Genomic DNA, 23239 nt, shown 5'->3' on the forward strand with positions numbered 1-23239 from the left:
GCGGGCCGGTCGACGCGGCACCGCCATCGGCCCGTCGTCGTCCGCCGGACGGCTGGGATACCAAGCACGCGCACCTCTCGGCGTGCGCGCCGGTGGCTGGGGCACGGCCTGCGGCCGTGTCCTCCATCGCCGGACGGGCTCGGGGTGCCCGTCCGGAAGGCCGCCTTCCAGGGAAGGCCCCTCAGGGATTGCGGGGCTGCATCAGCAGGTCGCGGAGCTGGCGGGCGTGGCGGCGGCTGACCGCCAGTTCCGCGGCCCCCACGCGGACACTCGTCGCCCCCGCGTCCAGGCGCAGCTCGTCGATGCGGCCGAGCGCGACCAGGTGGCTGCGGTGGATGCGGACGAAGCCGCGCGACGCCCAGCGCTCCTCCAGCGTGGAGAGCGGGATGCGCACCAGATGGGAGCCCTCGGCCGTGTGCAGGCGGGCGTAGTCGCCCTGGGCCTCGACATAGGTGATCTCGTCCACCGGCACGAAGCGGGTGACCCCGCCCAGTTCGACGGGTATCTGCTCGCCGGCCGGTCCCGGCACCACCGCCGGACCGGCGCCCCGGTCCGCCCCGGCCCGCCCGGGCTCCGCGGGCCCGGGCGCGGCGCGCCCGGGCTCCCGGTCCGGCGGCCCGCCCGCGTGCTGGGCGAGCACCAGTTCGCGCACCCGGCGCACCGCCTCGGCCAGACGCTCCCGGCGGACCGGCTTGAGCACGTAGTCCACCGCCTTGAGGTCGAACGCCTGCACGGCGAACCCCTCGTGCGCGGTGACGAAGACGATCTGCGGGGGCCGCGCGAAGCCGGCGAGCAGCCGGGCGACGTCCAGCCCGGTGAGGCCGGGCATGTGGATGTCGAGGAAGACGACGTCGATCCCGTCGTCGCCGTCCGGGTCGGCGTCGATCGCCCGGCCGATGCGGCGCAGGGCCTCGGTGGCGTCGGTGGCGCCCTCGGCGCTGCGGATCCGGGAGTCGGCCCGCAGCAGGTAGAGCAGCTCCTCGAGCGCAGGTCTCTCGTCGTCCACAGCCAGTACGCGCAGCATGCTGCGGAGTGTAGAGGCGCCCGCCGGAGCGGGGCCACGCCCCGGTCCGCGACCGGCGCGCACACGGGTTTGCGATCGCGTCCGAAGCGTGACCCGGGAGTTGAGCAGAGGGCGTCCCCGCCGCGTATAGCAGGGTGACCGCCCGTAACACCAGGAATCGAGGATCCCCGATGAGCAGCCAGCAGCCGCACCGTGATGTGGCCGCCTATGCGCTGGGCGTCCTGGAACCGGGTGACGCGCTCCGTTTCGAGGAGCATCTGGGCGGCTGCGGGCGCTGCGCCGTGCAGTTGTCGGACTTCTCGGGGGCGGCCCGCGCGGTCGCGGCGCTCGCGGGGCCGGGCCGAGGCGTGGCGCCGCCCTCCGCGGGCCTGCTGGAACGGCTGACGCAGGGGGTCCGCGCGCAGCGGCGCCGCGACGGCCGGCGGCGGCTGGCGCTGGCCGCGGTGGCGGCCGTGCTGGTGGTCGGGACGCCCGTCGCGGTGGTGGCGGCACGCGGGACGGCGCCGGTGACCGTGCAGCGGGTGGTGGCGAAGGACCCGGTGTCCGGGGTGCGGGCGTCGGTGGCGCTGGAGGACCACGGCTGGGGCACCGAGGTGGCGATGCGGCTGACGGCGCTGCCGGGACCGCGGGTCTGCCGTCTCGTTGCGATCGGCAAGGACGGGGCGGAACATCCGGTGCTGAGCTGGTGGGTGCCGGACGGGGGCTACGGGGTGTCCGACGGCCCCGGCAGCGCGGGCCCGCTGGACGTCACCGGGGGAACCGATCTGCATCCCGCCGAGATCGGCCGGTGGGAGGTCCGGGGCGAGAACGGCGAACGGCTGCTCTCGATCGGCGGCTGAGCTCGGCGCCGACCGGCTCACCGGCCGGGGCGGCTCACCGGCCGGAGCGGGTCACCGGCCGGAGCGGGTCACCGGCCGGGGCGGGTCACTTCAGCAGCCGCGAGAGCCTGCGGTCGGCCAGCGGCTTGCCGCCGGTCTGGCAGGTGGGGCAGTACTGGAGCGAGGAGTCGCTGAACGACACCTCGCGCACGGTGTCACCGCAGACGGGGCAGGGCAGGCCGGTGCGGCCGTGCACCCGCAGCCCGCTCTTCTTCTCCGACTTCAGGCGCCCCGCGGCGAGCCCGCGCGAGCGTTCGACGGCGTCGCGCAGGGTGCTCCGCAGCGCCTCGTGGAGGACGTCCACATCGTGCTCGTCGAGGTTCTGGACCGGCTTGAACGGGGACATCCGCGCGGCGTGGAGGATCTCGTCGCTGTAGGCGTTGCCGATGCCGGCGATCAGCTTCTGGTCCCGCAGGGCGCCCTTGATCTGCCGCCGCTCGCCCGCCAGCACGGCCGCGAGCGCCGCCCGGTCGAAGCCGTCGGCGAGCGGGTCGGGTCCCAGCGCGGCGATCTGCGGCACCTCGGAGGGGTCGCGGACGAGGTGGACGGCGAGCCGCTTGGTGGTGCCCGCCTCGGTGAGGTCGAAGCCCGCGCCGTCGGTGAGGACGGTGCGCAGCGCGAGCGGCCCCTTGCCGGGGCGCGGTGGCGCGGCGGGGACCTCGTCCGTCCACCGGAGCCAGCCGGCGCGGGCGAGGTGCACGGTCAGGTGGAGCCCGGCCGCGCCGATGTCCAGCCACTTGCCGTGCCGCTCGACGGCGGTGACCTCGGCGCCCTCCAGGACGGTCAGCGGCGGGTCGTAGGTCTTGAGCACACTGATGGCCACGGGCGTCACGCGGGCGATCTCCCGGCCGGTGAGCCGGTCGTCGAGGAACCCGCGGAGCGCCTCCACCTCGGGCAGTTCTGGCATGGCTCCACCTTGCCGCACGGGCGCGCCGGTCGCGAAGCGGCGGCCGGGCCCGGCCCTCAGGCGGCGCCGGGCAGCCCGTCGAGTGCGGCGAGTTCCTCGCCCAGGGCGGCCGCGAGGCGCCCGACGTCGGGTACGGCCTCGCCGTCGGCGACGAGTCCGGCGTGCACCCGCCCGCCGTAGGTGGAAAGGGCGACGGCCAGCGACTGGCCTCGGGCGAGGGGCGCCATCGGGTAGAGCTCGCGCAGCGGGCGGCCGCCGAGGGAGAGGGCGGCGCGCGGCAGCGGGACGCTCGTCACCAGGAGGTCGAAGAGCATCCGCGCGGCGCCGCCGGCGAGCGGCGCCCCGAAGCGGTGGGCCAGGGGCGGGAGCTGGTCGGCGAGCAGGGCCACGGCGCCGGCGCCGCGGGCCGGTCCGGCGGCCTTGTTGCGGTCCATCGCCTCCCGCACGGCCGCCAGCCGCAGCCGGGGGTCCGGCTCGGCGACGGGCAGTTCGAGGAGGTAGGCGGAGAGCCGGTTGCCGGAGCCGGCGGGCTGCCCGGGGCGCCGCCGGGACACCGGGACGAGGGCGCGCGGCCCGGCCGCGGGCAGCCGGTCGCCGCGTTCGGTCATCCACCGTCCGAGAGCTCCGGCGACCACGGCGAGGAGCACGTCGTTGGCCGTGCCGCCGGACGCGCGGCGCACCCGGTGCACGGTGTCGAGCGGGAGCACGGCGGTGGCGAGCCTGCGGGTGCCGCTGGGGGCGGCGGTCAGCGCGGGCAGTCCGCGGGGGTCCAGACGGCTGGCCCGGACGAGGGATGCGCCGACGCCGACGGCCCGGCCCAGTTCCCCGATCCGGGACTGCGCGAAGCCGGCCAGCCGCCGCGCTCCGGCCGGCGGGGTGCGGGCCGGGACGGGGCGGGGGCGGTGCGCCGCGGTGGCGCGGGCGTCGGCGATCTCGTCGAAGATCCCGGCTCCGATGGCGACGGCCCGCATCCCGTCCGCGAGCGCGTGGTGGAGTTTGACGAGGACCGCGCACCGGGTGTCGTCCGCGGAGCGCAGCAGATACATCTCCCACGGCGGCAGTCCGCGCTCCAGCGGCCGCTCCATCAGCTCGCCCGCGGCTTCGGTGACGGCCCGGCCGAAGTCGTCGCCGTCCAGCCGTACCTGGTGGACATGGCGCCGGACGTCGAAGTCCCGGACCATGGTCCAGGCGGATCCGCCGATGGGCAGCAGCACGTCCGCGACCCGCATCCGCAGCCGGGGGATCGCGGCGGCGCGGGCGGCCAGCAGCTCCGGGAGGTCGTCGTGGCCGCCGCCCTCGGGCCCGGGGCCGAACACGGCGAGTGCCCCCAGATGCATCGGGTGCCCGGCCGACTCCAGGTGCCAGAACGCCAGGTCGAGCGGGGCGAGTAGCTCAGTGGTCACGGGGTCCTCATGTCTTTCGGAGGCCGGGACTCCGCAGTCAATCGCCTGCGATCGGTCACGGTCAAGCACGAATCATGCACATACGGTCAACAACACGTTTCGTTCAGCGTGCGTCCCGTTCGGGGACGCCGAACTCGCACCACACGCTCTTGCCGCTCCCCCGCGCCTCGACGCCCCAGGCGTCCGAGAGCCGGTCCACCAGCAGCAGTCCGCGTCCGGAGACGCCGTCCTCCCCCGCGTCCCTGCGCCGGGGCAGGGCGCTGGAACGGTCCTCCACCTCGACCCTGAGCCGCCGCCGGGCACCGGTGAGGACGCGCACGGTGACCACGGCCCCGCCGTCGGTGTGCATCAGCGCGTTGGTGATCATCTCGTCGGCGGCGAGCTCGATCTCGTCGGCGCGCTCCCGGGCGCCCCAGGCGCGCACCGCCGCCCGCACCATGTGCCGTGCCGAGCGCAGGCCCTCCGCGTCGTTCTGGGCGACGTGCTGCTGGAGCCGGCCGCCCGCCTGCGGGGCGAGGGCGCCCTTGCGGCGCAGGAGCAGCAGCGCCACGTCGTCGTCGCCGCCCCGTTCGTCGACGACCTCGCACAGGTGGTCGGCCAGGAGCTGGAGGTCGCGGGGGCCGTCGTGCACCAGCGAGGTGAGCAGCTGCATCCCGTCGTCGAGGTCGGCGCCGGGCTGTTCGACCAGTCCGTCGGTGTACAGCAGGAGCGTCTGCCCGGGGTCGAGTTCGAGGGTGCTGACCGGGTATTCGAGCCGGCCGAACTCGGCCGAGAGCCCGAGCGGCAGCCCGCCGGGCAGCGGCAGCCGGCGGCAGCTCCCGTCGTGGTTCCTGACCAGCGGGTCGACGTGGCCGGCCCGCACGATCTGCACCACCCCGGTGGTCAGGTCGGCCTCCGCGTAGGTGCAGGTGGCGAAGCGGTCGGTGTCCAGCTCGTCCAGGAAGACGGAGGCGCGGGCCATCACCGTCGCCGGCGTGTGGCCCTCGGCCGCGTAGGCCCGCAGCACGATGCGGAGCTGTCCCATGACGGCGGCCGCGTGGGTGTCGTGGCCCTGGACGTCGCCGATGACGGCCCCGACCCGTCCGCTGGGCAGCGCGATGACGTCGTACCAGTCGCCGCCGATGTCGCGGCCGAAGCGCGCCGAGCGGTAGCGCACCGCGATCTGCGCCCCGGGCACCTCGGGGATCCGGCGGGGCAGCATCGCCTGCTGGAGCCCTTCGGCGAGGTCGTGCTCCTGCTCGTAGAGGACCGCGCGCTGGAGGCTCTGCGCGATGCTGCTGCCGAGCGCCACGAGCACGTTGCGCTCGTCGGCGGTGAACCCGCGCTTGTCCCGGTACAGCAGCCCGAGCGCGCCGATGGGCCGGGCCTGCGCGATCAGCGGGAGGTAGGCGGCGGAGGAGATGCCCAGCCCGCTGATGTGCGGCCAGAGCACGGGGTAGGAGTCGGCGAAGTCCTCGGCCGATTCGATGAAGCGGGGCGTGAGGGTGCGGACGACCTCGCTCATCGGGTACTGCTCGTCGATGCGGGTGTAGCGGGTGCCGGGCACGAAGGAGCCCTCGGGGCCCTCCGCGACCAGGTGGATCCGGCCCGATTCGAGCAGGCCCATGACCAGGCTGGCCGCGCCGAGGAGTTTGAGGTCTCCGGAGCCCTTGAGCAGCTCGATGATGTCCTCGACCGTCCGCGCGTGCGCGAGGGCGGCGGTGGTCGACTCGACGACGCTCGTCTGCCGCCGTCGTTCGTCGTCGGCGTCCATCCGGGCGGCGGCGTCGGCGAGCTCCTGGGTGGCGTCGCGCACGATGCCGATGATGCGCACAGGGCGGCCGCTCTCGTCGCGCCGGACGCACGCCTGGGTGTGGGTCCAGCGCAGCGTGCCGTCGCGGCGGCGGATGCGGAAGTAGGCGCCGTACCGGTCGAGCCCCCGCTTGAGGGCCTGCGTCACCAGGGTGTCCAGCCGTACGCCCTCGTCCGGCGGCACCCGCGCGCCGAGCGTGGTGGGGTGGCCGTCGTACTCGTCGGGACGCAGGTCGAAGACGTCGAGGCCGAGCGCGTCCATGTGCATGAGGCCGCTGGTGAGGTCCCAGTCGAAGCAGCCCATGCCGTTGAGGGTCAGACTCGTGTCCGCGTGCGCCGGCCAGTCGTCGGGAAGCGACAGGGCACCCGCTGCCCGATCAGCCATGGGGCCACTCTGCCATCATTCGCCGCATCCCACGACCGGATGACCCCCGCCCCCGTCAGCCCTGGTGGACGTCGGGTGCGGGAGCCGCGTCGGGCCCGGTACCGGTGTCCGGGAGACCGCTGCCGGGCTCGGCGGGCAGGGGCAGCGGGTCCTCGTCGAGGGGCGCCTCGTCCGGTGCGGGCACCGGCTGGTCCTGGGGCTCGGCGGGGGCGGGCGCGGGCGCGTCGGGCACCGGCTGCGGCTCGGCGGGGGCGGGCGCCTCGGAGGGGCTCGGGGTGCCGGCGGCGTCGGTGCCGGCGGCACCGGTGCGCGACAGGTCGGAGAAGACCTCGGCGGCGTCCACCGGCGGCAGCACCTCGGGGCGGGCGTCCTCCTCGCCGTCGGTGCCGGTGGGCCGCTCGATCCAGCTCCCGTCGGCGAGGTTGACGATGAGGAGGTTGTTGACGACCTGGGTGGCGGGCTTGACCACGATCACCCGGTCGGCGCGGTAGCCGGACCACGGCTTGCCCTTGGGCACGACGGCGGTGGTGACGGCGATCGGCTGCCGCAGCGGGCTGCCGGCGGCGCAGCGCACCCGGGGCGATCCGTACTGGTCCACCAGGACGGCCGTGCCGGCCTGGAGGACGCCCTGGTGGGCGGCGGCGCGGCCGCCGTCGAAGCCGTGCCCGGTGACCCGGGTGTCGGCGCGCACCTGGACGGGGGTCAGTCCGCGCAGGAAGGAGGCGATGTCGCCCGCCTCGACGCCGGCGCCGTCGGCGAAGGCCCGGGCGCGGGCCTTGTCCTTGCCCAGCAGGCGGATCTGGGCCTCGACGTCGCAGCCGGGGGTCTCCTGGATCCCGGCGTAGAGGCCGGGGGTGGAGCCCGAGATCGTCCGCAGGGTGGTGCCGTTCCCGGAGGGGCTCTTGGGCGCCGGGGTCACGGGCGGGGGTGTGAAGGCGGCGCCCGACCGTGCGGTGGAGGCGGTGAAGGGGTCGGGGCCGGGGGCGGCGAGCGCCTGGAGGAGCAGTTCCCCCGACGCGGACTCCCGCTCCCCGCCGCCGCAGCCGGTGGCCAGCAGGCCCACGCACACCGCGGCGGCCGCCGCGTACAGACGATGCATCGGTGAACGCACCACGTCTCCCACTCCGTTGTCCCGCGCCGCACGCCCCGGGGCCGTGATCCGTGCCCGGTGCTCCGTGTCTCCGTGCCGCTGTTCTGTGTTCTGTGTTCTGTGTTCCTCCATTTCTGACGGATCGACAGAAGCGACGCGACTTGAACACGTTCAGCCCAGGGATGCGGGGCGTGCGGCCGGGGCCCGGCGGCCCCGGGTCCGTACTGGTCAGCCGAGTGCGGGCGCCCGGGGCCGCGGCGATGGGGGCCGGGGGCGGACCCGCCCCCATTCGGCGGGCAGGCGCCGCCGCGGCCCGGCGGCCGGGATACTGGGTGGGATGGAGTGGTTCGGCGACGACGCCTACTGGCTGAGCCGGCTGGTGTTCCAGCGGGCTCTGGCCGTCGTGTACCTGATCGCGTTCGTGTCGGCCGCGCTCCAGTTCCGGGCGCTCATCGGCACGCGCGGCATGCTCCCGGTGCCGGAGTACCTGCGCCGGGTACCGGCCCGGAGAGCGCCGACACTGTTCCGGCTGCACTGGTCGGATCGTTTCTTCGCCTCCGTCGCCTGGGCGGGCGCCCTGTTGTCGGCCGCCCTGGCGGCGGGGGCCGCGGACCATCTGCCGCTCGGCGTCGCGATGGCGTGGTGGGCGGCCCTCTGGGCCCTGTACCTGTCGATCGTCAACGTGGGGCAGACCTGGTACGGCTTCGGCTGGGAGTCCCTGCTGCTGGAGACGGGCTTCCTCGCGATCCTGCTCGGCAACGAGCACACCGCTCCCCCGGTGATCGTGCTGTGGCTGCTGCGCTGGGTGCTGTTCCGGGTCGAGTTCGGCGCCGGGCTCATCAAGATCCGCGGCGATGCCTGCTGGCGTGATCTGACGTGCCTCTACTACCACCATGAGACCCAGCCGATGCCGGGGCCGCTGAGCTGGTGGTTCCACCATCTGCCCCGGCCCGCGCACCGGGTCGAGACGGCCGCCAACCACGTGGTGCAGCTCCTGGTGCCGGTGCTGCTGTTCACCCCGCAGCCGGTGGCGGGTGCCGCGGCGGGGCTGATCGTGGTGACCCAGCTCTGGCTGGTGCTCTCGGGGAACTTCGCCTGGCTGAACTGGCTGACGATCGTGCTGGCGCTGTCCGCCGTCGACGCCTCCCCCGTCGTCACGCCGCCGGCCCTGCCCGCCGCGCCGCTCTGGTACGTGGTCGTCGTGTCCGCGGTCGCCGCCGGGCTGCTGGCCCTCGGCTACCGGCCGGCACGCAATCTGTTCTCCCGGCGCCAGGCGATGAACCGCTCGTACGACCCCTTCCATCTGGTGAACGCCTACGGCGCGTTCGGCAGCGTCGGCCGGGTGCGGTACGAACTGGTGGTCGAGGGGACGGGGGACGCGGTCGCCCACGAGGGCACCGTGTGGCGGGAGTACGGCTTCCGGGGCAAGCCGGGCGATGCGCACAGGCTGCCGCGCCAGTACGCCCCCTACCATCTGCGGCTGGACTGGATGATGTGGTTCGCCGCGCTGTCCCCCGCGTACGCCCGCTCCTGGTTCCTGCCGTTCGTGGAGCGGCTGCTGGCGGGCGACCGGGACACGCTGCGGCTGCTGGCGCACAACCCCTTCCCCGACGCGCCTCCGGCCCAGGTGCGGGCCCGGCTGTTCCACTACCGGTTCACGACGCGGGCCGAGCGCCGGGCGACGGGGGCCTGGTGGCACCGGACGCCGGTCCGGGAGTTCCTGGCGCCGACCCGGCTGCGCTGACGGCGGCGGAGGCACAGCGCCGTGTCCCCGCCCAAGAGGGGCGGGGACACGGCGTCGCGGCGCATATCAACGGGTGCGGGAGGTCCGCCGGAGCGGAGCCGCACCGGGGATCAGTCGATGCCGGGCAGGATGTGCGGCTCGGCGAGGTCCTCCTCGTATCCGGCCAGTCGGATCGGGGCCGAACGGGCCCAGACCTCGAGGTTGCGAATCTCATCGGCCTTGCGTGGCCGCTCGCCGCCGCGCTCCGACGGCCGCGTTTCGTGCTTCACCTCTGGTGTCACCGCGCACTCCTCTGTGTCGCGTAACAGGGACGGGGTCAGTTGGGTCGCGGTGGCGCCGTCAACTCTGGCGGGATCGCGGCCGGGTGGACCTGTCCCAGGACGGCCGGAGGGGACCGAGTAGGTCCCTGGAGGCCGTCCATTCACCCCAGAGTAACCATATGAGCGGGCCCATGCTCGATGGGGCCCTGAATTCAGCCCAATTCAGGCCAACGACCCCCTCCAGATGGACAACGGCCGGCGCGCCTGCTGGCGCACCGGCCGAAAATGCCCCGAAGGGTGTCGAGTTGCCCAGAAGTGCCGGAATGCATATCCGGCGGAGGGTCACCAGTTGGCGGGGGCGTAGTCCTTGAGGAAGCATCCGAACAGATCCTCGCCGGACTCGCCGCGGACGATCGGGTCGTAGACCCGGGCCGCGCCGTCGACGAGGTCGAGGGGCGCGTGGAAGCCCTCCTCCGCCAGCCGCATCTTGTCGGGGTGCGGCCGCTCGTCGGTGATCCAGCCGGTGTCCACGGCCGTCATCAGGATGCCGTCCGTGTCGAACATCTCCTGGGCGCTGGTGCGGGTCAGCATGTTCAGCGCGGCCTTGGCCATGTTGGTGTGCGGGTGGCCCGCCCCCTTGTAGCCGCGGCTGAAGACCCCCTCCATCGCGGAGACGTTCACCACGTACTTCCGACGGCCTGCCGCGGCGGCCATGGCCGGGCGCAGCCTGCTGATCAGGATGAACGGTGCGGTGGAGTTGCAGAGCTGCACCTCCAGGAGCTCGACCGGGTCGACCTCCGAGACCGTCTGGATCCAGCTGTTGGAGTCGTGCAGGTCGGGCACCAGGCCGCCCGCGTCGATCGCCGTGCCGGCGGCGATGCGCTCCAGCGAGGCGGAGCCGCTGACGAGTGCGAGATCGGTGATCTCCTGGGCGCGCAGCCCCTCGCCGGCGGACGCCGGGAGGGCCGCGACGGAGTCCACGGCGCCGCTGCCGAAGGTGCCGATGACCTGGGCGGGCGGAAGCTCGCCCGCGGGCAGCGGGGCGGACTCGGCGGCGACCAGCTCGCTGTACGCCTGGGGGGAGCGGCGCACCGTCTGGGCGGCGTTGTTGATCAGGATGTCGAGCGGGCCCTCGGCGGCCACCGAGTCGGCCAGGGCGACCACCTGCGCGGGGTCGCGCAGGTCGATGCCGACGACCTTCAGGCGGTGGATCCAGTCGTCGCTGTCCGGCATGGCCTTGAAGCGGCGGATGGCGTCGTTCGGGAACCGGGTGGTGATCGTGGTGTGGGCGCCGTCGCGCAGCAGCCGCAGCGCGATGTACATGCCGATCTTGGCCCGGCCGCCGGTGAGCAGGGCCCGCTTGCCGGTCAGGTCGGCGCGGGCGTCGCGCCGGGCGCGGTTCTCGGCCGCGCAGGACTGGCAGAGCTGGTGGTAGAAGGCGTCGACCTCGACGTAGCGGGTCTTGCAGATGTAGCAGGAGCGGGGACGCCGGAGTATGCCGGCGATCTCCCCGGCGGCCGAGGACGAGGGCAGCAGGCCCTGGGTCTCGTCGTCGATGCGCTCCGCGGAGCCGGTGGCGGTGGCCTCGGTGACGGCGCGGTCGTGCGCGGTCTTGGCGGCCCGCCGCTCCTGGCGCCGCCGCTGCTTGACCGTGCGGTAGACACCGGCGGTCGCCCTGCGCACGGCGATGGCGTCGGGGTGGTCGATCTCCAGCTTGTCGAGCTCGTCGAGCACGCTGAGGCAGACGGCGAGACGCTCGGGGTCGATGCCCGGGCCGTAGGCCACGGGGCTGTCGTCGGTCAGGGTCATCGCCGTCTTGGTTCCTCGATCACTCGAATGCGCGGTTTCAAAAGCGCGATTTTACCGAGGGAGCGGGGTCGGACCAAATGACGCCGGTCACTGCGGGGCCCGGATCATGGGGCGGCGGCGGTGCTGGCCGAAAGCAGCGGGCGCGCTGGGCGGCGATTGGTGTAGACCTATGGCGCCGTCACCTCCGGAGACAACCGCTTGTCGCCGTGTGCCGCACGGAGTGCGGACGGACCGCTCGCGACCTGGGACGGAATCTTCGCCCTTCCCCGCGGAAGGGCGGTACATGCGTTTCGCGCCAGCTTTCACCGAGCCCACACATCCCGGCCCGCGCGCACCCCACTATGTCTCCCGGCAGAGCCACTACCGAGGGGGGTAGGGCATGCCGGACGGGGGTCCGGCATGCCCTACCGGGGGTGCCGGCAGCGCTCCGGCCATGACCGGCGGGCCGTCCGCCGTACGGACGGCGCACGACGGGCGGCCCGCCGCCCCTTCACCGGGGCGGTACGGCGCGGCGGCCGAAGGGCACAGCGCGCGACGCGGCACCCGGCCCGACGAGAACGCCCGGAGCGCCCCGCCCGTCGCAGCGCACGCGACGCGAGCCCGAGGGGCCCGGCGTCCGCCCGTCGGGGCGGTGGGGGCGACGGCCCACCCGCCTCACGCCTCGCGCGCCCCGAGGGCGGCGGCGCGCGACAGGGGCGCGCAAATCGGATACTGGGGGATGAACCGTGCGCTTCGTGCCGTGCGCCCGTCCCCCGGGTGCGGTGCGCCCCGCCGGAAGAGGGACCTGAGGCGTACTCCCGTACTACCGCAGCAGTACGGACAAGTGCCTGCTCAAGAACGACGACGTGAACGCGGAAGGGGGACAGGGTGGTCACCATGAGTTCCCTCGCGCTGTCCGTGCTCCTGTCACTGGTCTCCGCGGTCGCCTACGCGGCCGGGGCGATCCTCCAGGAGCAGGTGGCGACCACGACGCCGTCCCGTCCCTACGCGCCCCTGCACCACACGGGATGGTGGATCGCGGTGGCGCTCAACGGCGTGGGCGCCGTCCTGCACGTCATCGCCCTCGCCTACGGCCCGCTGAGCCTGGTCCAGCCCCTGGGCGCGCTGACCATCGTCTTCGCGCTGCCGATGGCGGCCGTCTTCGTCCGCCGCAGGGCCGGGGCCACCGCCTGGCGCGGCGCGGTGATGGCGACCGTCGGGCTCGCCGGGCTGCTGGCGCTGACCGGAGGCAACGGCTCGCACTCGCTGGGCACCGGCCAGCGGGGCGTCCTCGCGGGCGCCACGCTCGGTGTGGTGGCGCTGCTCTTCCTGACGGCGCAGGGCGTCCACCGGCCGATACTGCGCAGTGTGCTGCTGGCCGGCGGGGCGGGTGTCGCCTTCGGCATCGCCTCGGTCTTCACCAAGACGGTGGCCGTGGACTGGCAGTGGGACATGCCGTTCGGCCAGTGGCCGGCCATGTCGGTGATCGCGGTGCTGGCCGTCGCGGGACTGCTGCTCTCGCAGGCGTCCTACCGCGGCTCCGGGCTTGCTGCACCGCTCGCCACCGTCACCGTGGTCAACCCCGTGGTGGCGGCGGCCGTCGGCATCACGCTCTTCGGCGAGGACTTCCGCTACGGCGTGACGGGCACGGTCCTGGCGCTCGGGTGCGGCGCCCTCGCGGCGGGCGGCCTGGTGCTGCTCACCCTCGAACGCCTCGGTTCCGACGGGGACACGCCCCCTGCGGACGCCCCGGACGTCCGCTCGGACGCCCGGGGCGGCGGCACCACACCGGGAGGGCTGGTGGCGGCGCAGCGCGGCCGCCGCGCCGCCTCAGATCGACACGCCGCCGGACCGGAGGTAGGCGAGCGGGTCGATGTCGGAGCCGTAGCCGGGCCCGGTCCGGATCTCGAAGTGCAGATGCGGTCCGGTGCTGTTGCCGGTGGATCCCGAGCGGGCGATGCGCTGCCCCGCTGACACCTGCTGGCCCGCGCGCACGTTCAGGGCCGAGAGGTGGGCGTACTGGCTGTAGCGGCCGTCGTGGTGGCGGATGACCACCTCGTAGCCGTACGCGCCGGCCCAGCCCGCCGAGACGACCTTGCCCGAGGTGACCGCCTTCACCGAGGTGCCGGTGGCGACGGGGAAGTCGACGCCGGTGTGGTAGCCGCTCGACCAGGAGCTGCCCGACTTGCGGTAGGCGGTGGACGGCCCGGAGCTGACGGGGGCGCTGAAGCCGGAGCGGCTCTTCTCCTCCGTGCGCGTCTTCGTCTGCTGCGTCTTCGGTTTGGGCTTCGGGGCCTCGGTGGCGGGCTTGGGCGCCTGCTGCTTCGGCTTGGCCTCGGGCTTCGGCTCGGACTCGGGCGCCTGCTGCTTCGGCTTCGCGGCCGGCTTGCCGGCCGGCTTCTCCGCCGTCTTCCCGGCGGCGGGACGGCCGGTGTCGGGGCGGTCGGCCTTGGCCGGGGCGCGCAGCACCAGCCGCTGGCCGGGGAAGATGAGGTCCGGGTCGTCGCCGACCGTCCGGCGGTTCTGCTCGTAGAGACGCTGCCAGCCGCCGTCCACGCCCTGCCGCTCGGCGATGCCCGACAGCGAGTCGCCGCGCGCGACCGTGTAGCCCTCGCGCTGGGTGGGCACCGTGGTCGGGGTCGCCTTGGCCGCCGGGCGCTGGGTGGTGTGCGAGGCCGGCACGACGCCGGGGGCGTCACCGCCGCGCGCGAGACCGGCCCGCTGCGAGCAGGAGGGCCACGCCTTGGGGCCCTGGCCCTCCAGCACCTTCTCGGCGACGGCGATCTGCTGGTCCCGGGAGGCGAGGTCGGCGCGCGGGGCGTACCGGGTGCCGCCGTAGGCCTCCCACGTGGACTGGCTGAACTGGAGCCCGCCGTAGTACCCGTTGCCCGTGTTGACCGACCAGTTGCCGGTCGACTCGCAGGCGGCGACCTTCTCCCAGGTGTCCAGGGACGCCGCGTCCGCGGTGCCGGCTCCGACCAGCGGCAGGGCCATGCCCGCTCCGCCGGCCGTGACCGTGAGTGACGCCCTGTTGAGGCGACTCGGCTGATATCGACGGTGTCGACCGGTTCCGGCCATGTTGCTCCCCCACCACCTGTAGGTCACGCATGCAGGTCATGCCGCAAGCGGCCAACGTAGGTCGCGGGCACACAGGGTGACAAGGTCTCAGGCCCAGAGTGACCGGATCCCGCCCTCCGGGACGGGTGCGCGGGGCGCACTCGGCGGCCGTCGGCTGCCGCCACGGCTGAGGAAGTCGGACAGCGGCAGCGTCGCCGCCCCCACCGTCACCGCGTCCGGGCCGAGTCTGCCCAGCTCGATCGTGGTGCGGGCGGCGGCGTGGCGCAGCGCGTACGTCTCCGCGTGACGGCGTACGCCGGGGAGCAGCCGCGGCCCGAGGAGCAGCCCGGCCCAGCCGCCCAGCAGGACGCGTTCCGGACAGAAGAGGTTCACCAGATCGGCGACGGCGGCGCCCAGGTACTCGGCGGTCTCGTCGAGGAGGTCCGCGGCGCGGGCGTCCGGGGCGGTGCCGTCCTCCGGGAAGGCGGCGGCGAGCAGCGCGGCGAGGACCGTCTCGTCGTCGGCGTCGGCGGGGAACTCGGCGCCCGCCTCCTGCCAGCGTTCGCGCAGGGCCGCCGCGCCCGCGTAGGCCTCCAGACAGCCCGCAGCGCCGCACCGGCAGCGGCGGCCCCGGATGCGCACGGTGGTGTGCCCCCACTCCAGGGCCCGCGGGCGGGCGGCCTCGTCGGGGTCGGCCGCCTGGACGACGGACGCGCCGACGCCGGAGCCGATCAGGGCGACGGCCGCGGTCGACGCGCCCCGCCCGCCGCCGAACCACATCTCCGCCTGGCCGAGTGTCTTGGCGCCGTTGTCGATGAAGAGCGGGACGTCGTCCGGGATGTCCACGGCCGTGCGCAGCAGCCGTTCGAAGGGGACGGCGTCCCAGCCGATGGTCTGGCCGTGGACGACGGCCCCGCCGGCGCCGGGGTCCTGTTCGACGAGGCCGGGCACGCCCACACCGATGCCGAGCAGCCGCGCGGCGTCCGCGCCGGCGTCCGTGAGCACCCGGCCGACGGCGGCGCGCACATGGGCCACCACCCGCTCCACGTCGTAGCCGTGCCGGTCCAGGGGGCGTTCGGCGCGGGCGAGTTCGGTGAGCGAGAGGTCGAACAGCTCGACCCGGATCCGGGTCTCGCCGATGTCCACGCCGGCGAGCAGGCCGCTGGCGGGGGCCACCCGCAGCAGCGTGCGCGGGCGTCCGCCGTCGGAGTCGACGACGCCGGCCTCCTCCAGGACCCCTTCGGCGACGAGTTCGGAGACGACGTTGCTGATGGATCCGGAGCTGAGACCGGTGGCCGGCCCGAGTTCCTGGCGGCTCGCGGGGCCGCCGAAGTACACCCGCTCGAGGACCCTGGCCCGATTCCCCCGCCGCAGGTCACGCACTGTCCGTCTGTCGCGCTCCGCCATCGTGCTCCTTCCCTCGGAGCAAGATACCCAGTGCCCGGCGGGCGATCCGCCCGCCCTCCCCCGAGGATCGGTGAGGTGGACGGACCCGCGCGTCCGTATCCACCGGCACGGGTGTTCCCGGGAGTGTTCCGGCCGCCCGCGTGGGCACCCGCCCCCGAACGGCCCGCCCGGGGCCGCGCCCGACGACTCCAGGAGCGATCGCATGAGTGGAACCGCCAGGATCGGTGTCACCGGACTCGCGGTGATGGGCCGCAACCTCGCCCGGAACTTCGCGCGGGGCGGGCTCACCGTCGCCGTGCACAACCGCACGGCGGCCCGCACCCGTGCGCTGGTCGAGGACTTCGGCGACGAGGGGTCGTTCGTCGCCTGCGAGTCGGCGGAGGAGTTCGTCGCGGCGCTGGAACGGCCCCGGCGGCTGGTGATCATGGTCAAGGCCGGGGCCGCGACGGACGCGGTGATCGAGGAGTTCGTGCCCCTGCTGGAGGAGGGTGACGTCGTCATCGACGGCGGCAACGCCCATTTCGAGGACACCCGCCGGCGGGAGAAGGCGCTGCGGGAGCGCGGGATCCACTTCGTCGGGGCCGGGGTGTCCGGCGGCGAGGAGGGCGCGCTCAACGGGCCGAGCATCATGCCGGGCGGCTCGGCCGAGTCCTACGCATCGCTCGGCCCGCTGCTGGAGCGGATCGCCGCCAGGGCACCCGACGGCTCGCCCTGTGTCACCCACGTCGGCCCGGACGGCGCCGGGCACTTCGTGAAGATGGTCCACAACGGCATCGAGTACGCCGACATGCAGCTCATCGCCGAGGCGTACCACCTGCTGCGGTCGGTCGCCGGCTACTCCCCCGCCCGGATCGCGGAGACGTTCCGCACCTGGAACACCGGGCGGCTGGACTCCTATCTGATCGAGATCACGGCGGAGGTGCTGGCGCACACCGACGCCGCGACCGGCGAACCGTTCGTCGACGTCGTGGCCGACCGGGCCGAGCAGAAGGGCACCGGGCGGTGGACCGTGCAGACCGCCCTCGACCTGGGCGTACCGGTGTCGGGGATCGCGGAGGCCGTCTTCGCCCGCTCCCTGTCGGGCCACGCCGGGCTGCGGGAGAGCTCCCGCGGGCTGCCGGGCCCCGAGCCGGCCGCGCTGGACGAGAAGGAGGCGGCGCGCTTCGCCGACCGGGTCGAGCAGGCGCTGTACGCGTCCAAGATCGTCTCGTACACGCAGGGCTTCCACCAGGTGCGGGCGGGCAGCGAGGAGTACGGCTGGGACATCGACGCGGGCGCGGTCGCGGCGATCTGGCGGGCCGGGTGCATCATCCGGGCGGCGTTCCTCGACCGCATCCGCGAGGCGTACGACGCGCGCCCGGACATGCCCAGCCTGCTCACCGACAAGCGGTTCGGCGAGGAGATCGGGGCGGCGCAGGACGACTGGCGCGAGGTGGTGGCCACCGCGGCCCGCCAGGGCGTGCCGACGCCCGGCTTCTCGGCCGCGCTCGCCTACTACGACGCCCTGCGGGCCGAGCGGCTGCCCGCGGCGCTCACGCAGGGGCAGCGCGACTTCTTCGGGGCGCACACCTACCGGCGGACCGACCGTGAGGGGGCGTTCCACACTCTGTGGGCGGGTGACCGCTCGGAGGTGCCCGCGGACTGAGCGCGGTCCCCTGACACACGTCGGCCCGGTGCGGCCCACCCCGCGGGGTGGGCCGCACCGGGCCGACGTGTGCCGGGCTGCCACCCGGGGGCGGGCTGCCGACATGTGCCGGGCGGGCCGCCCGGGGGCGGGCTCAGACCGGGCCGGGCTGGGGCTCCGGGGAAGGCACCGGCTCCGGGGAGGGGCCGGGCGGCTGCGGAATGGGGTCCGGCGCGGGCCCCGGCGTCGGCGGCGGCGTGGGCACGGGACCCGGCAGCGGTCCCGGGTCGGGCGGCGGGCCGGGCGTGGGGGTGGGCACCGGCGGTGCGGGGTCGGGGTACGGGTGGGTCATGCCGGACCTCCAAGGTGCGAAGTCGTGCGTTCCCGATGTCTCACGGTCGCGTTCCCTTCCGCGGCCGATCCAGTCGCGTACGGGGCCGGTGATCCTCCGCCGCCGCGTTCGAACCGAGCCCCGCTATCCCGCGCGCCCCGGTTCGAACGCGGCGAGCATCTCCTCCAGCGCGTGCTGGTCGGGGCCGATGAAGGGGTCCGCGCCGGGCGCCAGGGCGAGGGTGTCCAGCATCCGCGGCGCGAGGCCGGCGGCCGGCGGGAGGTGGGTGCTGAGCACGATCTCCGGCTCCATCACGCGCAGCGGGACCAGCGTCTCGGCGTACCGGCCGGGGTCGACGAGGTGGACCCAGGGGCTGTCCACGGTCGCCCAGAGCAATTGGGCGGTCCGCAGGTCACCCTCCTTGACGTCCCCCGCGCTGTCGCCCTCGGCGAGGTCCGGGGAGGGCATCGGGGCGCCGAAGCAGTCGGAGCTGAAGCAGGCCCCGGACTTCTCGTCCCAGAAGCCGATGGTGGCAGGGTTGTCGAACAGCGGCGGCCGGAAGGCGTGCAGCAGCCGGTCCCCCACGTCGAGGCACTGGCCCGGGTTGAGCAGGAAGATCCGGTCGAGGGGCAGCGGGCGCTCGGTCGACATGATGCCCGCGCCGGCGAAGGTGGTGACGACCCGGGCCCGGGGCGCGGACGCCAGCAGGGAGAACAGGCCGCCGGTGTGGTCGCGGTCCGGGTGGCTCAGCCAGATCCAGCGGACGTCCTCGGGGTCGACGACCGACCCGAGGGTGTTCAGGAAGTCCCGGTCGGGCAGGCCGAGACCGGTGTCGACGACGACGGGCTCGGCGGCGTGCAGGACGAAGGCGTTGACCGGGAGGAATCCGATCCCGGCGACCTCCAGGTGGTCGCCCAGCACGGAGATCTCGTGTCCGATCCGGTGAATGGTCATGACGGCTCCGGGACCCCCTGGACCGACGGCGGGCCGGATCCCGGGGCCCCGGCCCGCAGCCTGGCGGGCCGTGCCGTGCGACGCACCCCCGCGCCGGGCCGGCACCTTGCTCTGTCTCCAGTGTGACCCCGGGACGGGCTCGGCGCTCCCGCCGGCGACGGGAGCGCCGGAGGTCTAGACCACTGCGTGCGGGGGACGGACCGTGTCGCCGCCGGGCACCGGCTCGGCGGCGTCACCCCCGAGCGCCACGATCCGGTTCTCCGCGTCCACGTGCACGACGCTCGGGACGAGCGCGCGCGCCTCGGCGTCCTCGACCTGCGCGTAGCTGATCAGGATGACCAGGTCCCCGGGGTGCACGAGATGCGCCGCCGCCCCGTTGATCCCGATCACGCCGCTGCCGCGCTCGCCCTCGATGACATAGGTCTCCAGGCGCGCGCCGTTGGTGATGTCGACGATGTGCACGAGCTCGCCGGGCAGCAGATCGGCGGCGTCCATCAGATCCCGGTCGACGGTGACGGACCCGACGTAGTGGAGATCGGCCTGGGTGACGGTGGCGCGGTGGATCTTGGACTTGAACATGGTGCGAAGCATCGAGACTACTCCCACGAAGAGGCTCCCTGCCTGCGTTATTGCAGGTCAAGGGCTGTTCCATATCCTACAAGAGTCGCGTGGCCGTCGGCCCGGACGCCCCGGTAAGCGTACGCAGCGCTCGCCCCCGGTTTTCCGTGATCACCGTCACTCCGATCCGCCGGCGGCGCGCCTGCGGGTCCGCCTCACCTCCCGGTCGACGGCCCAGGCGTCGGCGACCGGTCCGAGGTGGCCGAGCTTGTCGGGGTTGATGACCGAGCGGATGGTCTGGATGCGTCCGTCGAGCATGTCGAGGGCGAGGATGTGGAGGACCTTGCCCTCCCGGTCGCGGAAGACGGCGCCGGGCCGGCCGTTGACCTCGTGCGGCTCGAACGTGACGTCGACCCGCATCATCAGCGGGTAGACGCCGGCCAGCAGCCTGGCCACGTTCTCGGCGCCGACGACGGCCCTGGCAAGCTGCGGGGCCTTGCCGCCGCCGTCGCCCACGAGCTGGACATCGGCGGAGAGCAGACCCCGCAGACCGTCCACGTCCCCTTGCGACAGTGCCGCGAAGAACCGCTTCGCCAGTTCCTGTCGCTCCCGCCGGTCCGCCTCGAACCGGGGCCGTCCCTCGTTCATGTGGCGACGCGCCCGGACCAGAAGCTGACGGCACGCCGCCTCCGAGCGCCCCACCGTCGAGGCGATCTCGTCGAAGCCGAAGGCGAACACCTCCCGCAGCACGAAGACGGACCGCTCCAGCGGGCTGAGCCGCTCCAGGAGCAGCAGCGCCGCCATCGACACCGAGTCGGCCAGCTCCGCCGCACGTGCCGGGTCCTCGTAGGGGTCCCTCAGCAGCGGCTCGGGCAGCCACGGCCCGACGTACTCCTCCCGCCGCACCCGGGCCGAACGCAGGACGTCGATGGCGATGCGGGTGACCGTCGCCGACAGGAACGCCTTGACCGACACGGGCCTCGTCGGCGAGGCGTCGAAGCGCAGCCATGTCTCCTGCACCGCGTCCTCCGCCTCGCCCACGCTGCCCAGGATCCGGTACGCGATCGAGAACAGCAGAGGCCGCAGCTCTTCGAACTCCTCCACCTTGCCCACGTCATCTCCCTTGTGCGGTCCGTGTGTCGATCAGTGGAACTGCCCGACCCGGTAATCCCCGGCCGGCTGCCGGGTGATGACGTTCAGCCGGTTCACCGCGTTCATGAACGAGATCAGCATGACCAGTGCCGTGAGCTGCTCCTCGTCGTAGTGCTCCGCGGCCCGTGCCCACACCTCGTCGTCGACGCCTCCCGCCGCGTCCGCGACCCGGGTCCCCTGCTCGGCCAGCTCCAGCGCGGCACGCTCGGCCCCGGTGAAGACCGTGGCCTCCCGCCACACGGGGACCAGGTGCAGCCGGACCGCGGTCTCGCCCGCGGCGGCGGCCTCCTTGGTGTGCATGTCGAGGCAGGCGGCGCAGCCGTTGATCTGGCTCACCCGCAGGGCCACGAGTTCCTGGGTGGCGGCCGGCAGCGGTGAGTCCTTGATCTCCCGGCCTGCCGCCATGAAGTACTTGAGGGCCTTGCCCGCGGTCGGGCTGGCGAAGTAGACGAGTCGCGCGTCCATCGTGTGTTCCTCCGTGCTCGTCGGTGTCCTCACCTACCGAGACGAGACAGCCCGCGTCCCTGTGACACGTTCGCGGACGGTAAACCGGCCGGGCGGGTGGGCAGGATGGATCACGATCGCCGCCGCGACCCGATCGTCCGGCACGGCGGCTCCGCCGCCCGCACCCACCGAAAGAGGCCCACCGTGCCCGAACAGCGGATTCTCGTCCTCGATCCCACCGCGTCCGACCCGGACGCCGAGCACCGGGCCCTGCGCGGACGCGGGGCGGCCACGCAGGTCGACATCCTCGGGGTGCGCGCCTGGTCCGTGTCCGATCCCGTCCTTCTCAAGCAGCTTCTGACGAGCAAGGAGGTCTCCAAGGACGGCCGCGCCCACTGGCCGGCGTTCGCCGAGACCGTCACCACCTGGCCGCTGGCGCTGTGGATCGCGGTGGAGAACATGTTCACCGCCTACGGCGCCGACCACAGCCGCTTACGGCGGATGATCGCCCCCGCGCTCTCGGCCCGGCGCGCCGCCGCCCTCCGGGACGACGTCGAGGGGATCGTGACCGGCATCCTCGACGACCTCGGCACACTCCCGGACGGTGCCACGGTCGACCTGCGCGAACGCCTCGCGTACCCGCTCCCGATCGCCGTCATCGGCAAGCTGATGGGCGTCCCGTCCGACCGGCGCGCCGAGTTCCGCGCCGTGGTGGACAACGTGTTCGCCACCCATCTCACCGCCGAGGAGCAGGCCGCCAACACCGCCGCGCTCTACGGCCTGATGGACGGGCTGATCCAGGTCAAGCGTGCCGAGCCCGGCGAGGACATGACCTCGCTCCTGATCGCCTCCCGCGACGACGAGGGCGACGGCTCGGCGCTCGGTGACGCCGAACTGCGCGACACCCTGATGATCAGCGCCGGCTACGAGACCACCGCCAACGTCATCGACCAGGCGCTGACCACCCTGCTGTCGGACCCCCAGCAGCTCGCCCATGTCCGGGAGGGCCGCTGCACCTGGCAGGACGTCGTCGAGGAGACACTGCGGCACCAGCCCGCGGTCAAGCACCTCCCGCTGCGCTACGCGCGCACCGACATCCCCCTCCCCGACGGGCAGCGGATCAGGGCGGGCGAGGCGATCCTCGCCTCCTACGCCGCCGCCAACCGCCACCCCGACTGGCACCCGGACGCCGACCGCTTCGACGCCACGCGCCCCGGCAAGGACCACCTCGCCTTCGGGCACGGCGTCCACTTCTGCCTCGGCGCTCCCCTCGCCCGGCTCGAAGTCGCCACCGCCCTGCGCCTGTTCTTCGAGCGCTTCCCCGACGCGCGGCTCACCACGGAGCGCGACGCCCTGGAGAGGCTGCCGAGTCTGATCAGCAACGGACACGCCTCCGTACCCGTGCGGCTGCGCCCGGCGGCGAGCGGTTGAGCGCTGTCGCGGCGCGGGGGCGTGGCGGGCGCGGGGGCGTGGCGCGCCCCTGACACGGCGGGCGCCGGGGTGCGCACGGCCGTCAGAGGGTCCGCGACACCCGCAGCTCGGTGAGGTGGCGCTTGGTGACCCGGCCGGCGTGGCGGCCGTCGATCAGGGCCGCGACGCAGCTCAGCAGGCCCGCCAGGGCCTCCGGCGGCAGGGCGCGGTGGTTGGAGTAGGTGCGCAGCAGCCGCAGGTACTCCTCGGTGGTGTAGGTCAGCTCCCACTGCCAGCGCCGGCGTTCGACGGGGCCGAAGCGTCCGCTGCGGGCGGCCTCCGCCGCGTGGTCCGAGGTGTCGACGTCGTCCGCGGCGGGGGGCCGCAGGCCCGGGGGTGTGGCCGGGTCGAAGCGTTCGTAGCAGCGCTGGACCTCGGCGAAGAACTCCTCGCTGCCGCCCGCCACATGCTGGGTGGAGACCACGGCGAGGGCACCGCCGGGCCGCAGCGCGTCGGCGGCCCGGGTCATGCGGACGGCGGGGTCGATCCAGTGGAAGGCCGTGGCCGCGACGACCGCGTCGAAGGGGTCGCCGGGCAGCGGCCAGGTCTCGAAGTCCGCGGTCACCACCTCCACGGCCTCGTACGCGGCCAGGTTCCGCCGGGCGACGGCGGCCATGTCCGCGCCGAGTTCGACGGCGGTGATCCGGCATCCGCGTGCGGCCAGCGGCACGGTGGCCTTGCCGGTGCCCGCCCCCACCTCCAGGACCCGGCACCCCGGTCCGGTACCGGCCAGTGCGTGCAGGGCGTCGAACAGCTCCGGCGGGTACCCGGGTCTGGCCCGGTCGTACAGCTCCGCGTCCTCGTCGAAGGTCCGGCTCAGACGAACGCGGCGGGTCTCGTGCGGGGTGTCGTCGCGCATGGCTCCCCATCGTAGGCGGCGCGCGCCTGCGGGACCGGTGGGCCGGGGCCGGTTCCCGGGGCCGGTTCCCAGGGGCAGCGTGTCGATCGGTTCCCGGGGCCGGCCCGGCGCGG

At 74.2% G+C, this 23239-nt stretch carries 18 protein-coding genes and 1 pseudogene; 5 read left to right on the plus strand and 14 right to left on the minus strand.

Annotated elements, in window-relative coordinates:
- Positions 1-181: 181 nt before the first annotated feature.
- Positions 182-1024, minus strand: a complete 843-nt coding sequence (locus JE024_RS03845) for a LytR/AlgR family response regulator transcription factor (RefSeq protein WP_205372213.1) — start codon at positions 1022-1024, stop codon at positions 182-184.
- 170 nt (positions 1025-1194) lie between these two features.
- Between JE024_RS03845 and JE024_RS03850 the strand changes: the two genes are divergently transcribed.
- On the plus strand, positions 1195-1863 hold the full coding sequence (locus JE024_RS03850) for a zf-HC2 domain-containing protein (RefSeq protein WP_205372214.1): 669 nt from the start codon (positions 1195-1197) through the stop codon (positions 1861-1863).
- A gap of 85 nt (positions 1864-1948) precedes the next feature.
- On the opposite strand, the gene JE024_RS03855 is transcribed toward JE024_RS03850, so the two are convergent.
- From JE024_RS03855 to JE024_RS03870, 4 genes are all read right to left on the minus strand, one after another.
- Positions 1949-2809: an Fpg/Nei family DNA glycosylase gene (locus JE024_RS03855; protein ID WP_205372215.1), complete on the minus strand. Its 861-nt coding sequence runs from the start codon at positions 2807-2809 to the stop codon at positions 1949-1951.
- 56 nt (positions 2810-2865) lie between these two features.
- The gene (locus JE024_RS03860) at positions 2866-4212 is read right to left on the minus strand and encodes a wax ester/triacylglycerol synthase family O-acyltransferase (protein ID WP_205372216.1); all 1347 of its coding nucleotides are present in this window, start codon (positions 4210-4212) and stop codon (positions 2866-2868) included.
- Between the two features lie 103 nt (positions 4213-4315).
- The gene (locus tag JE024_RS03865) at positions 4316-6388 is read right to left on the minus strand and encodes a SpoIIE family protein phosphatase (protein ID WP_205372217.1); all 2073 of its coding nucleotides are present in this window, start codon (positions 6386-6388) and stop codon (positions 4316-4318) included.
- A 55-nt stretch (positions 6389-6443) separates the two neighbouring features.
- Positions 6444-7487, minus strand: a complete 1044-nt coding sequence (locus tag JE024_RS03870) for a DUF6777 domain-containing protein (RefSeq protein WP_205376767.1) — start codon at positions 7485-7487, stop codon at positions 6444-6446.
- Positions 7488-7815: 328 nt separating this feature from the next.
- Here JE024_RS03870 and JE024_RS03875 point away from each other — a divergent pair, with 328 nt between their 5' ends.
- Positions 7816-9222: a lipase maturation factor family protein gene (locus JE024_RS03875; RefSeq protein WP_205372218.1), complete on the plus strand. Its 1407-nt coding sequence runs from the start codon at positions 7816-7818 to the stop codon at positions 9220-9222.
- Between the two features lie 110 nt (positions 9223-9332).
- Here JE024_RS03875 and JE024_RS03880 read toward each other — a convergent pair whose 3' ends face one another.
- Entirely contained in the window at positions 9333-9503 is a 171-nt protein-coding gene (locus JE024_RS03880) for a hypothetical protein (RefSeq protein WP_205372219.1), read from the minus strand.
- A 321-nt stretch (positions 9504-9824) separates the two neighbouring features.
- Positions 9825-11291, minus strand: coding sequence for an SDR family NAD(P)-dependent oxidoreductase (locus JE024_RS03885; RefSeq protein WP_205372220.1), 1467 nt, complete (start codon positions 11289-11291; stop codon positions 9825-9827).
- Between the two features lie 876 nt (positions 11292-12167).
- On the opposite strand from JE024_RS03885, the pseudogene JE024_RS03890 reads away from it, so the two are divergent.
- Positions 12168-12995, plus strand: a pseudogene (locus JE024_RS03890) (DMT family transporter); the annotation flags it as partial.
- Between the two features lie 105 nt (positions 12996-13100).
- Here the strand turns inward: JE024_RS03890 and JE024_RS03895 are convergent.
- Positions 13101-14348 (minus strand): transglycosylase family protein, encoded by a 1248-nt coding sequence (locus JE024_RS03895; protein WP_205372221.1) that lies wholly within the window; start codon positions 14346-14348, stop codon positions 13101-13103.
- 87 nt (positions 14349-14435) lie between these two features.
- Positions 14436-15734: an ROK family protein gene (locus tag JE024_RS03900; RefSeq protein ID WP_205372222.1), complete on the minus strand. Its 1299-nt coding sequence runs from the start codon at positions 15732-15734 to the stop codon at positions 14436-14438.
- Positions 15735-15936: 202 nt separating this feature from the next.
- Between JE024_RS03900 and gnd the strand changes: the two genes are divergently transcribed.
- Positions 15937-17379: an NADP-dependent phosphogluconate dehydrogenase gene (gene gnd, locus JE024_RS03905; RefSeq protein WP_205372223.1), complete on the plus strand. Its 1443-nt coding sequence runs from the start codon at positions 15937-15939 to the stop codon at positions 17377-17379.
- Positions 17380-17833: 454 nt separating this feature from the next.
- Here gnd and JE024_RS03910 read toward each other — a convergent pair whose 3' ends face one another.
- The 4 genes from JE024_RS03910 to JE024_RS03925 form a co-directional block, all read right to left on the minus strand.
- Positions 17834-18643, minus strand: coding sequence for an MBL fold metallo-hydrolase (locus tag JE024_RS03910; RefSeq protein ID WP_205372224.1), 810 nt, complete (start codon positions 18641-18643; stop codon positions 17834-17836).
- Positions 18644-18817: 174 nt separating this feature from the next.
- Positions 18818-19234 carry an aspartate 1-decarboxylase gene (gene panD, locus JE024_RS03915; protein WP_205372225.1) on the minus strand — a complete coding sequence of 139 codons (417 nt, stop codon included), beginning with the start codon at positions 19232-19234 and terminating at the stop codon, positions 18818-18820.
- Positions 19235-19378: 144 nt separating this feature from the next.
- Complete coding sequence (locus JE024_RS03920; RefSeq protein WP_205372226.1) at positions 19379-20314, minus strand: RNA polymerase sigma-70 factor; 936 nt, start codon at positions 20312-20314, stop codon at positions 19379-19381.
- Positions 20315-20344: 30 nt separating this feature from the next.
- On the minus strand, positions 20345-20818 hold the full coding sequence (locus JE024_RS03925) for a carboxymuconolactone decarboxylase family protein (RefSeq protein ID WP_205372227.1): 474 nt from the start codon (positions 20816-20818) through the stop codon (positions 20345-20347).
- Positions 20819-21001: 183 nt separating this feature from the next.
- Between JE024_RS03925 and JE024_RS03930 the strand changes: the two genes are divergently transcribed.
- Positions 21002-22228 (plus strand): cytochrome P450 family protein, encoded by a 1227-nt coding sequence (locus tag JE024_RS03930; protein ID WP_205376360.1) that lies wholly within the window; start codon positions 21002-21004, stop codon positions 22226-22228.
- A gap of 82 nt (positions 22229-22310) precedes the next feature.
- On the opposite strand, the gene JE024_RS03935 is transcribed toward JE024_RS03930, so the two are convergent.
- Entirely contained in the window at positions 22311-23126 is an 816-nt protein-coding gene (locus JE024_RS03935; protein ID WP_205372228.1) for a class I SAM-dependent methyltransferase, read from the minus strand.
- Positions 23127-23239 lie beyond the last annotated feature (113 nt).

The sequence above is a fragment of the Streptomyces zhihengii genome (genome assembly GCF_016919245.1).
Lineage (GTDB): Bacteria > Actinomycetota > Actinomycetes > Streptomycetales > Streptomycetaceae > Streptomyces > Streptomyces zhihengii.